This is a genomic window from Streptococcus sp. 121, assembly GCF_016458205.1.
Lineage (GTDB): Bacteria > Bacillota > Bacilli > Lactobacillales > Streptococcaceae > Streptococcus.
Genome location: NZ_JAEMED010000049.1, coordinates 1 through 13982, shown reverse-complemented (window position 1 = coordinate 13982; position 13982 = coordinate 1). Strand labels below are relative to the sequence as shown.

General features: G+C 42.4%; 12 protein-coding genes. 8 read left to right on the top strand and 4 right to left on the bottom strand.

Annotation, left to right across the window (positions count from 1 at the left end):
- Positions 1–216: 216 nt before the first annotated feature.
- The gene (locus JEQ21_RS08720; RefSeq protein ID WP_199365093.1) at positions 217–534 is read right to left on the bottom strand and encodes a DUF960 family protein; all 318 of its coding nucleotides are present in this window, start codon (positions 532–534) and stop codon (positions 217–219) included.
- 401 nt (positions 535–935) lie between these two features.
- Entirely contained in the window at positions 936–1469 is a 534-nt protein-coding gene (ntdP, locus tag JEQ21_RS08715) for a nucleoside tri-diphosphate phosphatase (protein WP_135037582.1), read from the bottom strand.
- 558 nt (positions 1470–2027) lie between these two features.
- On the opposite strand from ntdP, the gene JEQ21_RS08710 reads away from it, so the two are divergent.
- The 5 genes from JEQ21_RS08710 (at position 2028) to JEQ21_RS08690 (ending at position 6431) form a co-directional block, all read left to right on the top strand.
- On the top strand, positions 2028–2771 hold the full coding sequence (locus JEQ21_RS08710) for a hypothetical protein (protein WP_199365091.1): 744 nt from the start codon (positions 2028–2030) through the stop codon (positions 2769–2771).
- A gap of 150 nt (positions 2772–2921) precedes the next feature.
- Entirely contained in the window at positions 2922–3188 is a 267-nt protein-coding gene (locus JEQ21_RS08705) for a PqqD family protein (RefSeq protein WP_199365089.1), read from the top strand.
- Positions 3189–3194: 6 nt separating this feature from the next.
- Positions 3195–3635: a S24/S26 family peptidase gene (locus JEQ21_RS08700; RefSeq protein WP_196092155.1), complete on the top strand. Its 441-nt coding sequence runs from the start codon at positions 3195–3197 to the stop codon at positions 3633–3635.
- A complete protein-coding gene (locus JEQ21_RS08695) occupies positions 3622–5292 on the top strand; it encodes an ABC transporter ATP-binding protein (protein ID WP_199365087.1) in 1671 nt (556 codons plus the stop codon). The genes JEQ21_RS08700 and JEQ21_RS08695 overlap by 14 nt, the downstream gene beginning before the upstream one ends.
- On the top strand, positions 5289–6431 hold the full coding sequence (locus tag JEQ21_RS08690; protein WP_199365085.1) for a nucleotidyltransferase domain-containing protein: 1143 nt from the start codon (positions 5289–5291) through the stop codon (positions 6429–6431). Before JEQ21_RS08695 ends, JEQ21_RS08690 begins: the two co-directional genes overlap by 4 nt.
- 535 nt (positions 6432–6966) lie before the next feature.
- On the opposite strand, the gene JEQ21_RS10125 is transcribed toward JEQ21_RS08690, so the two are convergent.
- Both JEQ21_RS10125 and recX read right to left on the bottom strand, forming a co-directional pair.
- The gene (locus JEQ21_RS10125) at positions 6967–7092 is read right to left on the bottom strand and encodes a hypothetical protein (protein ID WP_267904634.1); all 126 of its coding nucleotides are present in this window, start codon (positions 7090–7092) and stop codon (positions 6967–6969) included.
- A gap of 258 nt (positions 7093–7350) precedes the next feature.
- Positions 7351–8148 (bottom strand): recombination regulator RecX, encoded by a 798-nt coding sequence (gene recX, locus JEQ21_RS08685; protein ID WP_199365084.1) that lies wholly within the window; start codon positions 8146–8148, stop codon positions 7351–7353.
- Between the two features lie 37 nt (positions 8149–8185).
- Here recX and rlmD point away from each other — a divergent pair, with 37 nt between their 5' ends.
- From rlmD to JEQ21_RS08670, 3 genes are all read left to right on the top strand, one after another.
- Complete coding sequence (gene rlmD / locus JEQ21_RS08680; RefSeq protein WP_196092151.1) at positions 8186–9550, top strand: 23S rRNA (uracil(1939)-C(5))-methyltransferase RlmD; 1365 nt, start codon at positions 8186–8188, stop codon at positions 9548–9550.
- Positions 9547–9798, top strand: a complete 252-nt coding sequence (locus JEQ21_RS08675) for a DUF1912 family protein (RefSeq protein ID WP_196092150.1) — start codon at positions 9547–9549, stop codon at positions 9796–9798. Before rlmD ends, JEQ21_RS08675 begins: the two co-directional genes overlap by 4 nt.
- Before the next feature lie 238 nt (positions 9799–10036).
- Positions 10037–13982, top strand: a 3946-nt coding sequence (locus tag JEQ21_RS08670) for a MucBP domain-containing protein (RefSeq protein WP_199365083.1), incomplete at its 3' end; no start/stop codon positions are given.

Genomic DNA, 13982 nt, shown 5'->3' with positions numbered 1-13982 from the left:
ACCCATCTTTATTTATAGAAAAGCTTGATCGTTCATAAAAATCATCAGAATTGCAATTATTTATTGCTTGTTTCTGATGATTTTTTTGATAGTTACGCAAAGATATTCAGGGTATGAATAATTCGGGTTATAACCAATCTATTTCTTACTACAAAAATCCTTGGAGGAAGAGGAATGGATAAAAAAGCCAAACCGCAACGGCGGTTTGGCTTTTTTTCACCCGTTTAGTTCGTCTGGTAAAACGATAACTTGGGTATTGTTTTGCTCTACGATGTAGACTTCCCGAGGATAACGTGGATTAAAGGAATAGGGGAGGTCGAATTGAATCCAAGAAGCTGTTTGGGAGCTCCGGTATTCGATGGTAACCTGATTCGTTGCCGTTTTCAGGATTCTAAAATGCAAGGGTGAAGTAAGGTCAAAGACACCTTGCAAATTTTTATCGATAATAAACCAAAAGGAATCAATGAGTTCAGAGGGAAGACTGGTGACAATGCCAAAGGAGGCATAACGTTCAGTAGGGTTTGAAAAAGCCATGGCAATTCCTTTCTTATATATACCTAGTCAGTTTTCGAAAGCTTTATAGTCTTTTAGTTTATCTTATATTACTGTGTTAGCTCGTCTTGCCGTACCTATTTGAAACTTTCTTCAAAAGTTGTACTCAGCAAGCTCAAAATCTCCCCCAGAGATTTTGAGCTGTCTACGACTCGCTGCCATGTACTAAAAGCAAATTAACAGACTATAAAATAAGAACACTCGAAGAATTTCAAAAAATGACGAGGACAGCAGATGATGATAGTGCAAGGCACGCAATCAGTAAGTTCATCAAAGAGGCTTGATAACGTCAGATTTTGAACTCCAAAGAGTATCGAAATTTGAAGTTTAAAGAGTATAACTAAAAGGGGTAGGTGGAACCCACACGACCCCTAAGGCTAACTTTACCGATTTTTGAGTTCTAAATAGCGTTTGTACCAAATATTTACATAGGATTGGGAGAAAGGTCCACGGCCATTATTAATCCAATCCACTAGAATTTTGACATTCTCCTTGAGGATAAAATCGATATCCTCGGAGTAGTTCATTTGTTTTTTATGACGTTCGTACTCTTCTACATCCAGTAGACGTTTTTCCCCATCCGCAAAAACTTTGACATCGAGGTCGTAGTCAATGTATTTAAGGGCTTCCTGGTCCAAGTAATAGGGGCTGGCCAGGTTACAGTAGTAGGAGACGCCATTATCGCGTATCATAGCGATAATATTGAACCAATACTTCTTGTGGAAATAGACAATGGCTGGTTCACGTGTCACCCAACGACGACCATCACTCTCGGTAACCAGTGTATGGTCGTTGACACCAATGAGGGCGTTCTCTGTTGTTTTTAGTACCATGGTATCGCGCCAAGTGCGGTGCAAATTCCCATCATGCTTATAACTTTGAATTGTAATAAAGTCGCCTTCTTTTGGAAGTTTCATAAGCTACCAACTTTCTACAATACACTTACTGTATAAGTATATCATAAAAAGAAAGAGGATGTCTTAAAAAGATTTGAGTGAAGTGGGGGAGCTAGGTTTGGTTTGCTAAAAAGTAGCGCTTGCTTTGAGATTCGCTTGAGGGAGGTTTTTGGGAGTTCACTTCCCTTGTTATTTTTGTGGAATCATGCTACTATAAACAAAGTGTTCAGCTCTACGTGATGCCTGTTTTTCCTTTATTCATAGGGGTTGTAGCTACTTATGAATGAAAGTCAAATTGCCTAGGAGGTGAACTGCTGAAGGTTGAAATCTCTGGAATGGTTTTGAACTTGCTGCGTAAACGTTATTCCGCTAACTAAAATAGGAAGGTTGAGACTTTTGCCCCAGCTTCCAAATAGGGTATAACATAGATGATAATGGCTAGGGAGATTTTGGAAGAGTATTCGTGAACGATATAGGTTGGTTGAAGGGTTGGGAGAGGAAACTTTTCCACCCTTGCTTACGTTATGGCCGTTTTATCAGAAGGCCTTTCAGATTGAAAGAATAGGAAGAGGAGTGAGTATGCGAATAGAAATCGCGGGAGTAAGTGTTGACATTCAAGAGCGGTATCCAGAAATTCGGCCATTTGTGCAGAACTATCTGATAGCGGATACTGGTGTGAAGGCTGATATCCAGATTTCTGTTACGGATAAGGATATTGAATTTTTTCAAGTGATGACGGAGGAAAATTTTTCCCGAGGAGTTCATGAAATTACAGCTGTTCTAGCAGTCCTCTGCGACCAGATCCTGGGTTTTGATGCCTTCTTTCTACATGCAGCTGTAGTAGCTGTCGGGGGAGAGGCATTCGCCTTCACTGCTCGATCTGGAACGGGAAAGAGTACCCATGTTCGCCAATGGTTGCAGTATTTTGGGGAAAAAGCGTTTGTTGTGAACGGGGATAAGCCGTTTCTGTTTAAACGCGGGGAGGAATTGCTAGCGGCTGGAACTCCCTGGTGTGGAAAAGAAGGTTGGGAGACAAATGTGCAAGTTCCCTTAAAGGGAATTTGTTTTCTGGAGAGGGGCGCTCAGAATCGGATGCGGTTAGCCAGTCAAGATGAAGTCATGGATCGCCTCTTTCCTCAATTACGATTGCCTAAGGATCCTGTGAAATTAGCAAAATTGATGAATTTGCTAGACTGGACCATCCAAAACATCCCTTTTTATATTTTGGAATGTACGATATCGGAAGCAGCCGCTCAATTGGCTTATCAAGGGATGCACAAGGGACTTGGGTCCAGTAAATGGCTTGAGGAACAGAGTTCTTAGTACTCATTGCATTTTAAATTCTAAACGTGGGAATCCGCTTTTTCTGAGACTGGTTAAGTCAGCATCGGTTAAAGGAGGAAGCAATGCTTGTTTTTGATTCAGATTTCAAGCTGTTTCGAATATTCGTTTTTGAGAAAGGATGAACTAAAAATGAAAATTAAATCTGATTTTGTGTTGAATAAATTGGGAAATCAGTATGTGGTTGTTGCGGTTGGTGAGCGCAATCAGGAATTTCAAGGGATGATTAAATTGAATGAGTCTGCGCAGTTCTTGTGGAGGCACTTACAGGAGGGGGCTGAGGAAGCAAGTCTCGTTCTGGCTCTGCAAGAGGAGTATGGGATTGATCAGGAACTGGCTCAAAAAGATGTAGGGGCCTTCTTGGCTTTGTTGGCGCGTGAAAATCTACTGACAGACTAGGCATATATGCAGAAACGAAGTATTGAGGAACATCTTGCAGTAGAGGGCCACCATATTTTACAGGCTCAAGGGAATAGTATGTATCCAGCCTTACGTAATGGAGATTTAGTAACCCTGGAATCTCTGGATTCTTTTGGGGAAATCCATGTGGGGGATATTGTTTTGTATCGTCGTAGGGATCGCATCTTGGTGTTACATCGGGTGGCCCGTATTCAAAACGGGGCTCTTATTTTGAATGGGGATAACTGTACTTATTTTGAATATCCCGATGCAGATCAAGTTATAGCTGTATTGGTGAATTACCAACGTCGGGGGCGAACGGCTGATTTTAGGAATGTGAAAAGTTCTCTCTATCGGTGGTTCTGGTGTAAACCGTGGATCCTGCGCTTCTTCATTTTGAAGGTCTATCGGAAACTAAGAAGGGGGCGAATTCATGGGACCCCGTGACATCATTCGCTGGCTTTACTGTCAGACAAAATTCTTACAGGGAACTGTTCTGTTCCTTTCGCTGATCAGCGTTCTCTTCTCAATCGTGCGGATCGCTTTTATTTCAAAGAGTCGATCGGTCATTGATGCGGCTGTTGGTGGGGATCAGTCACTTCTTTTGACACAAATGCTAGTTTTGGCCCTATTGGCTGTTTTACAGTTGATGTTGCGTTTATTGCTCCCTGCAATGGAAGATTTGTTACAAACTCGTTTGGAGGTCTTGTTTCGGAAACGGGTTTTGGAACAAATCTTTGTGAAGCCATACATAGCGGTGCGGGAGACGGCTGTTGGTGAATGGCTGACTCGCTTTTTTTCAGATATTGAAATTGTCACGAGTGGGCTCGCAGTCTTGATTCCCAATTCCTTGCGAATTGGGGTCAATATTTTGTTGTCCTTTTATTTACTCTACCAATTGGTACCTGGTTTGACTTTTTGGCTTGGACTAGCCGGGATAATCTTATTTTCCTTAAATCTTTTATTTCGAAAAAAATTTAAGGAAGTTCATAGAGCCGTGCAGGGTTCTAAAGACAGGCTGCAAGTTTTTCTACAGGAAATGATGACCAACTTGGTAGTGGTTAAGGCTTTCCGAGCAGAGTCCCAAGGTCTTTTGAAATTTGGGACTTTACAGGGAGACTATGAGAGAACGCGAAAAAAACGGCGTAGGTTGACCTCTATAAGTAGCCTAGCGAAACAGGGGAGTGTACAGATTAGTTCGCTGCTGGTTATTTGCTTGGGGAGCTTTCAAATTGCTCGTGGGGAGATCAGTTACGGAACACTGGTGGCCTTGATGCAGCTTGTGAATAATGTAATGCTACCAATCACGAATTTATCGAATTTAACCAACCGCTATTATGCACTTTTAGCGAGTAGTGAACGCTTGATGGCGTTAGAAGAGGTGGATGTAGAGTCTCAGGAGTCCAGTTATCCGGAGGAGGAATTGGAGTTCCAAAATCTCTCATTTGAAGCAGTTGATTTTTCCTATTCGGATAAGGGTAAAATATTATCGGAAGTTCAATTAAATATTGCTGCGGGGGACAAAATTGCCTTAACAGGAACTTCGGGGAATGGGAAAAGTACACTTTTTTACCTCATGCTAGGATTGTATGAGCCAGAGGAAGGAGTTCTCAAACTAAGGGTCAAGAATAGAGACTATTGCTATTCGGACCTCAGTCTTGCTCAAATTCGTTCTCTCTTTACCTATGTTCCACAGGGGCATGCTCTATTTTCGGGGACTATTCGCGATAACCTCTTGCTAGGGCAGGGAGTCAGAACGGATGAAGAGATATGGGAGGCCTTGGAAAAAGCGTCAGCAACGGAATTTGTGCGTGAGCTTCCGGGACAATTGGATCATCTGTTGGGGGAACAAGGAAAAACCCTATCTGAAGGCCAGCAACAACGCTTGGCCTTGGCTAGAGCATTCCTATCACAGGCTCAGATTTTACTGTTAGATGAAGCCACCAGCGCCTTGGATGAAACCACTGAAAAGAAAGTTTTAGCCAGCATTGCTGGGTTAACAGAAAAAACATGCATCATAGTGACCCATCGACCAGCCTCTTTAGAGGTTTGTGATCGCCAAATCCAATTAGAAAAAGGAAGGGTTCAGGAAAGAAAATCATGAACAAACAAATCGGCTTGTATCTTGTCAGTTTGCTAGGATCGGTTTTGAAAGGCGAGAAGCCAATGGAAAAACCGGCGGAGTTGACTTTTGAAGAGATTTATCAGTTTGCGAAATTTCACTGTATTGAGGGGATTAGTTTCTATGCGATTGAACAATTAGAACGGCAGCCATCTGAATCTCTCTTGAGGGAATGGGAAGCTAATCGAGACGGGAATATTATCAAAACAATGAACCAAATGGCAGAATTGGAACGCTTGAGTCAGTTGTTTAGTCAGCAAAAAATCAAGCATATGCCCTTAAAAGGATCGGTTTTGATCCATGATTATCCCCAGCTCGATTACCGCTACCTTGGTGATCTCGATATTTTAATCGATCCTGAAGATGCGCAAAAAGTTTTTGATCTATTAGGGCAGACGGGCTATCAAAATATTGATTATGGTTTGTCCAATCATGATACCTACCGGATGGATAAAGGGTTTTATCGAATTGAGGTTGAAATCCATCGGTATTTATTTGATCAGAAAGAACCCTATGCTCCCTTCTTCCAAGCAGGAATCACCTCACCCTCCATTCTGACCGACCAAGGAGACTATCGCTATCGGATGAGCTTAGAAGATTTTTATCTCTTTATGGTTGCTCATTTTGCAAAACATTATTTTAAAGGTGGAAGTGGGATTCGTTCAGTGATGGACATCTTTATCTTTTTAGAAAAATACGAGCAGCAGTTAGACTGGGGTCTGGTTAACAAAGGTCTAGCGGACTTGGAATTGATTGATTTCCATCAATCTATCCTGGCCATTACAGATGCCTGGTTCCAAACTGGAAAGTGGTCTGAGGATTTGAATCCAGTGGCAGATGTTATCCTCACACAAGGAGCCTATGGAACCTTTGAGCATCATGTAGAGAATCGCCTAAAGGCGGTTCATCAAGACCACTCTTCACCTCTAGTAGCTTCGCTAGTCTATACTTGGAAGCGTATTTTCCTGCCGTCCAAACTCATCAAACACAAGTATCCCTATGTCCAAAAATACCCGATCCTTCTCCCTCTTGGCTGGGCCCACCGATTAGGTGATGCCGCCCTGAATCGGAAAGACCGGGTTGCTTATGAATTACAATCGTTATGGAAGATGAAAAAATAAGCCTAAAAACGGGAAAGGGTTCATTTTAATACTTAACTAATTTCAAAATCAGAATACTCGAAACTTTCAAAGAGATGACGAGGAAAGCCGATGATGGTAGTTCAACAGCTCTGGGAGACCTGTTGAAGATACTCGATGAGGCGTACAAAGCACGCAATCAATAAGTTCATCGTCAGGCTTGACAAGGTCAGAATTTGAAATGTAATGAGTATTATAGTCTTTTAGTTTATCTTTTATTACTGTGTTAGCTCGTCTTGCCGTACTTCAGTACTGTCTACGACTCGCTGCCTTGTACTAAAAGCAAACTAAAAGACTATACCTCAAAAAAGCCTCCCAATGACTAAATCTGATTTCTAGTCATTGGAAGGCTTTTATAGATATCTTTTTTAATAATCAATACCATTGATCGTTAGTGTACTCGAACCAATCATAGGAGAGAATGGATACGAGGTTTCGAATGAAGTTCATTCCTAAAACCGTTGCTGAGGGAATTGTCCCCTCAGCAATGATTTAGGTTCTTGGGAAGATTTAGAAATTATTCCGCGTCTCCCTCCAATTGAACTTCCCCAATTGTTTCTCCAGAAGTTGCAAGATTTACAACAATATCATTTTGATCAAATGTAACAACTTCTACAAGAGGTGATGTATAGGTGTTTTTCATAGGATTCTCCTTTCTAACTTTGTTTGACTTTTATCATAGCACGCCTAAAGAAAGGAGTGCAAAAAATATGCTCAAAAAAGGTGGAGAATGATGGAGGGAAAGATCCCGAAAGTGTTATACCGATGACAATTTATCTGATTCCGTCTCGTTCTTTAAGAGGTTGGGGGCTTCTTGAATGGACTCGATAGGGCGTGCTTGCACGCAATCAATAGGTTACCGTCAGACTTGACAAGGTCAGATTTTGAAATTGAATGAGTATTAATCGGATTCATCCAGGTCGCGAAGGGTTTGATCGACTTGTTCCTTGATGCGGTCGTACTCAAAGCCTTTCCGTAGGAGTGCGTGTGTCAGGGCTTGTTTGAGTTGGAAGCCGTCGTATTTTTTTTGGTAGCGGCGGAGGGCTTTGTCGAGTTCTTTTTCGAGAAGGGTATCCTCGGTTTCGCTGTCTTTCTCCCAGTTTAATTGAGGAAGGACCGAGCGGATAGTCTCGGAGTCAAATCCTTTCTGGTAGAGGGTTTGTTGGAGTTTGATCTTGAGATTGCGGTGGCTCAGTCGTTGGCTGTATTTGCGCTGGAGTTTTTCAGCCTCTTTGAGCGCTAGGGGGGCGAAGTCGAGGTTTTGGAGGGCTTGAGAAATGAGGTCAGGGGAGATCCCTTTTTGTTTGAGTTTTTCTTGTAGTCGGTAGGGGCCTTTGTTGCCAGTTCGGATTTTTCCTTCCAGATAGTTTTGGCAGTAGCGTTGGTCGTTAATCCAGTTGTCGGCCTCCAAATCCTTGAGGATGATGGTGATCTGAGCGGGGGCGATGTCGTATTTGACAAGGTAGTCGTGAACTTCTTTCTTGCTGCGGTTTTGGAAGGAGAGGTAGTAGAGGGCCAGGTTTTTACCGTAGGAAATTTGGGCGAAGGCTCGGATTTCTTCCAGTTCGTCACCTGTAACTTCCTTGCCTTGAGATAGGAAGTAGCGGACGATGGTGTCCTCCGTGATGTAGAAGGTTTGCCCGTGATCGGTTTCAAGGAGATAGAGCCGTTTTTTCTTTTCAAGTTTTGTGATTTTCATAGGTCTATTATACCTTTTTTATTGTAAAATAAGGGGTATGAAAGTAAAACAACGAATTCCACTAAAAATAAAACGAATGGGCATAAATGGAGAAGGCATCGGCTTTCATAAGGGGACCTTGGTCTTCGTGCCAGGTGCGCTAAAAGGGGAGGAAGTCTTCTGTCAGATTAGTCGGGTAAAGCCCAATTATGCGGAAGCGCGTCTGCTCAAGGTGAATAAGGCATCCCGTTTCCGAGTAGATCCTGCTTGTCCCATCTATGAAACTTGTGGGGGTTGTCAAATTATGCACCTCCAATACCGCAAACAGCTGGAATTTAAAAAGGATGTCTTGAAACAGGCATTGAAAAAGTTCAAGCCAGAAGGTTATGAAGAGTATGAGCTTCGTCCGACTCTTGGGATGAAGAAACCGGTGTACTATCGAGGGAAATTGCAATTTCAGACAAGGCGCGTGAAAGATAAGGTGGCTGCGGGTTTGTTCGCTGAGAATTCCCATCGTTTGGTGCCAGTGATGGACTGCCTGGTTCAAGATAAGGTGACGCAAACCATCATCAACCGAACGGCTGAGTTATTGGATGATTTGCAGATACCGGTTTACGATGAACGTAGAGAGCAGGGAGTTCGGACTGTCATGGTTCGCAGGGCTCGTAAAACCGGGCAGGTACATATGATTTTTGTCTTGAGCCGGCGTTTGGACTTGAGCGCAGTGGTCAAGCATTTGACAACTGATTTTCCAGCTATCCGAACGATTGCCATAAACATTCAGGCACGGAAGACCAGTGACATTTATGGAGCCGAGACCGAAATTATTTGGGGACCTGAGCATATCCAGGAAGGGGTGCTGGACTACAGTTTTGAATTGTCTCCACGAGCCTTCTATCAGCTGAACCCTCAGCAGACAGAGGTTCTGTACCAAGAGGCTGTCAAGGCCTTGGATGTTAGGGAGACAGACCATTTGATAGATGCCTACTGTGGTGTGGGAACAATTGGTTTTGCATTTGCGGATAAAGTCGCATCTGTACGTGGGATGGATATAGTACCAGAGGCTATACAAGATGCCAAGGTTAATGCTAAAAAAATGGGCTTTACCAATACCCATTATGAAGCGGGAACAGCGGAGAGCATTATCCCTCGTTGGTATGCTGAAGGCTATCGTGCCGATGCCCTGATTGTGGATCCACCTCGAACGGGTTTGGATGAAAAGCTGTTACAGACGATTCTGAAATTTAAGCCCGAAAAGATGGTTTATGTTTCTTGTAACGTCTCAACACTAGCTCGCGATCTGAAAACCTTGGCAAAAATCTATCAGGTGGACTATATTCAGTCAGTGGATATGTTTCCTCATACTGCTCGAACCGAAGCAGTCGTGAAGTTACAATTAAAAAACAGAGGAGAAACCAAATGAAAGAACAGGAATTTTTAAAGGATATGGAGCAGTGGTTAAAACTACAAGTCACAACCAATGAGATGGCTGTTACCGAAAGTCGTCGTCTTTGGGAGGAGGAAAAAGATGAGATGGCGCGTGATGCCTGGATTCGCTATGAGAGTCGCTTAGATGCATACACCTTTTTATTAGGTAAATTTTTGAGCTTCCATCAAGGCAAGTCCTTTCATGATTTGCCGGATGAATTTTTAGGGAAAAAATATTACTGAGAATATTCCAAAAGATCATGGAAATACCATATTCTTAGGCTTTCTATGTGGTTAGGAATATACTGTCAAATTTAAAGGGAAATGCCATTTATGACACATAAAAACGTGCAACTTTTAAAAGTGCCGTTTTTTTTTTTTTTTTTTTCGTAGCTTATTTTGTAAAAAATGAAAAGGATATATGATATACTCTAAGAGTAAAACTATTTACAAATAAAATAGGAAAGGAATGTATATACACATGAAAAAACGTAAGGGTTTTGATTGGTATTCCAGCAGACAACGCTTCTCGCTAAGGAAATACCATTTCGGCCTAGCTAGCGTTTTCTTGGGTGCCCTGCTTTCTGTAGGGAGTGAGGTAGCTCAAGCTGCAGAGCAAGAAAATTCTAAAGAGGGAACGGAGACCTCTATTTCTGGAACAGAGGCCAGTGGAGAAGATGCTCTCCCGGATCCTTTGTTAACGGCTCCATCCCAGCCCGTGACAGAGGCTAGTAGCACATCGCTTACTGTGACCGAGGTTGAAGTTCAACCCGAAACTTCAACCGCAACTGTGACAGAAGCGAAAGCAGAAGCACCAGTCGTGGAAGAAAAGCAGATAGACGCTGAAAACGTAGCAGATAAAAAAGTCGAGGAGAAATCTACCGATGCTACCGTCGCGCAAAACGACAAGGAAGCCTCAGTAGAAACAGACGCTTCTGTGACTCCTGCAAGTGCTCCAATAAGTTCAGCGGTTGTTGCGAATACACCAACAGAACCTGCTGACCGTGTACATACAAGTACCGAAGAGCATGAAGCTGTGCTATCTGATGAAGGAATCGAAGAAGTCATCAGCAATCTCCTAACAGGTGAACGCCTTAAGAACATGTCGCCTCGAGACATTGCTCAACTGGGTGTTTATTCCTTCGGAAATTTTAGAATGACACAAGAGCTCTTCTCACAATTGACAGAGGAGCAGATTCGTGCCCTCACCTTCAACCGCAATTATCAGAAGTATATTAATTCAGCTAGAGGTCCTGGAGCAGGACATGCACCTGGCTTACCATCTGCTTTCAGGGTCACTGAACAAACTAACACTGGTCAGGCGGAGGAAGGGTATGCAATTCTGCCTCAAACTGCAAATCCACTTCCAACGGATAAAAAAGAGGGACGTTATACCTTCTCTGTTATCCGAAATCGAGTTACTAATGACTACTATGTTTATTCGGCTGATGTTCCACCATTTGCAGATGATAATGCAACAACAACCAGACCAACCACGGTTTATGTAAGTGTTTTTGATGAAAACTTGAATCAAATTGGTAATACTGAAACATTACCAATGGTGAATGGTACTCGGATTGATGCTTTTAATGGGCGTCCTGGAGGTCCTTACTTTACGGTTACAACGAATAATATCGTTATTAATACAGCGTCTAATCATAATTTGCAGCGACTTTATTATTTTGTTGACTCTTTTGTTCCGAGTGCATCCCCTCAAACAGTTTCTTTACGAGTTCCAAAGTATACCCGTCAAGTGACGAAATATTATGAATATAAAGAAGGGGAGAAGACAACAACACCAGTTCGTGAGGATCATTGGCAAGAAGGTTGGGAAGGCGATGGCTTTACAACGGCTCCACTTGATATTTCTGGATATAAATATGTAGATAAAGAAGAACCTAAAAATAGAAATGGAAATTTAGGGAACCCAGGAGAGCCTAATTATAAAGGTAATGTTGTTGTACAACGCCAGACTTTTGAGTCAGTAATCAATGATCAAAAAATTCCGTTAACGCGATACTTGAAGCGAGTCTACCTTGATGATGAGGGTAAAATGGAAGTTACGGCTTACATTCTACCTCGAGCTGTGACAGATAGTGATCCTTCTGCTAAGGACTTCTTTGACAATATCAGTAAATATACAACATATTCTGACAAGATTTACTATCCGTCAGTAATTACTGAAACTGATACTTTACCAGAACAAGCGCAATACGTTTCACGAGATGCTAATGCCTACTACCTTGCTCGTTTGAGAGGGACCAATGATTCCACACCTAAATTCTCTGAGTTTATGAATCTCCCTTCATCTGCAACAATGGTGAGCGGCGATCGGATTAGTCAGGGAATACCAGTTGCAACTAGCAAAAACGATGCTGGGAATAGAGTGGCGTTTGTAAACAATTGGGAGCCATCATCAACCGTTGTTTACTATTATGAAAAGAAAGGGAACGTCTATGTAACCTACAAGGATACTGACGGCAATACTCTTAAGGTACCTGATGGAGATCAACTTGTTGAGCAGGTGACGGACACCAAGGAAGGAGACCTTGGCTCCAATTATGACACAGGGGATCATAAGCCGAACACCATTAAGACAGAAGAAGGTAAGACATTCAAGCTTGCTCCGGCTGGAAACTATCCAGTTGGAGAGGTAGATAACAACAACCATTTAACTTCAAGTGCGCCAGCTTCTGGTCAAGTAAAAGAAGAAGACCAAACGGTAACCTACATTTATCAAGAGGTTAAGGGAGATGTTGTTGTTCTTTATCGGACAAAAGATGGAACCCCGATTACGGGAACATCTTCAGATGGTAAGACAATCGGTAGTGTCACAGACACTGAAACCGAGGAAAAACGTGCCTGGGAAGGTGCGGTAGTAGATACTACTGCTACATCAACCGGTACAGATTATACGACAACTGATAACCGTCCTGAAAAAATTACAACTGCTGACGGTAAAGTCTATAAGCGGATTGACGAAGTTGCCGGTACTGAAAATGGTAAAGTTGTCGAAGGGACAACCCGGATTGTCTATTACTATGAACTTCAAAAAGGTTCCGTTCTGGTAGACTATGTGGATACAGAAGGAAATACTCTTCAAGCACAAGTCATCGATGTTAACCAAGAAGATACTGGAACGGACTATGATACTAAAGTCGACAATCGTCCAGCCACCATCACAGCTGCAGACGGTAAGGTTTATGAATTGGTTCCGGCGGGATCCTATCCAGTCGGTACTGTAGGTGAGGACAGCAACCTTACAACGTTAGCGCAAACGGATAAGGATCTTGGAACAGATGCGGTAACAGGTAAAGTAGCTGAAGAAACTAAGAAAATCACCTATGTTTATAAATTAAAAGAAGAGCCTAAGGGTGATGTCGTTGTTAACTATGTTGATAAGAACGGAACTCCAATCAAGGATCCAGTTAAAGATGTAGAAGACGGTGAAGTTGATTCTGATTACAACACCGATGACAAAAAAGACGAAACCATCACAACTGAGGACGGCAAGAAATACAAACTTGTCCCAGCCGGAGACTACCCAGTAGGTAAAGTTGATTCTGACAGCCATTTGGAAAGTAGTGATCCAGTTTCTGGTAAGGTAACAGAAGAAACGAAAGAAGTTACTTATGTTTACCAACAAGTCGGTGGCGAAGTAAACGCTCGCTACGTGATTGAAGGTACAGAAGAAGAACTTAAAGATCCAACAGTGGTTAAACCAGAAGACAGCCCAATTGGTGAAGCTTACCAAGGTGACAAACCAGCTGAAATTGAAAAAGACGGCAAAACGTACGTTCTTTCAACAACAAAACCAGTTCGTTCAAATGAAGGAGATGCTCCAGAAACTGGTGAAGTTAAAGAAGGTAAACAAACCATTGTTTATCAATATGTCTTGAAAGAAGAACCTAAGGGTGATGTCGTTGTTAACTATGTTGATAAGAACGGAACTCCAATCAAGGATCCGGTTAAAGATGTAGAAGACGGTGAAGTTGATTCTGATTACAACACCGATGACAAAAAAGACGAAACCATCACAACTGAGGACGGCAAGAAATACAAACTTGTCCCAGCCGGAGACTACCCAGTAGGTAAAGTTGATTCTGACAGCCATTTGGAAAGTAGTGATCCAGTTTCTGGTAAGGTAACAGAAGAAACGAAAGAAGTTACTTATGTTTACCAACAAGTCGGTGGCGAAGTTAATGCCCGTTACGTGATTGAAGGTACAGAAGAAGAACTTAAAGATCCAACAGTGGTTAAACCAGAAGACAGCCCAATTGGTGAAGCATACCAAGGCACTAAACCAGCTGAAATTGAAAAAGACGGCAAAACATACGTTCTTTCAACAACAAAACCAGTTCGTTCAAATGAAGGAGATGCTCCAGAAACTGGTGAAGTTAAAGAAGGTAAGCAAACCATTGTTTATC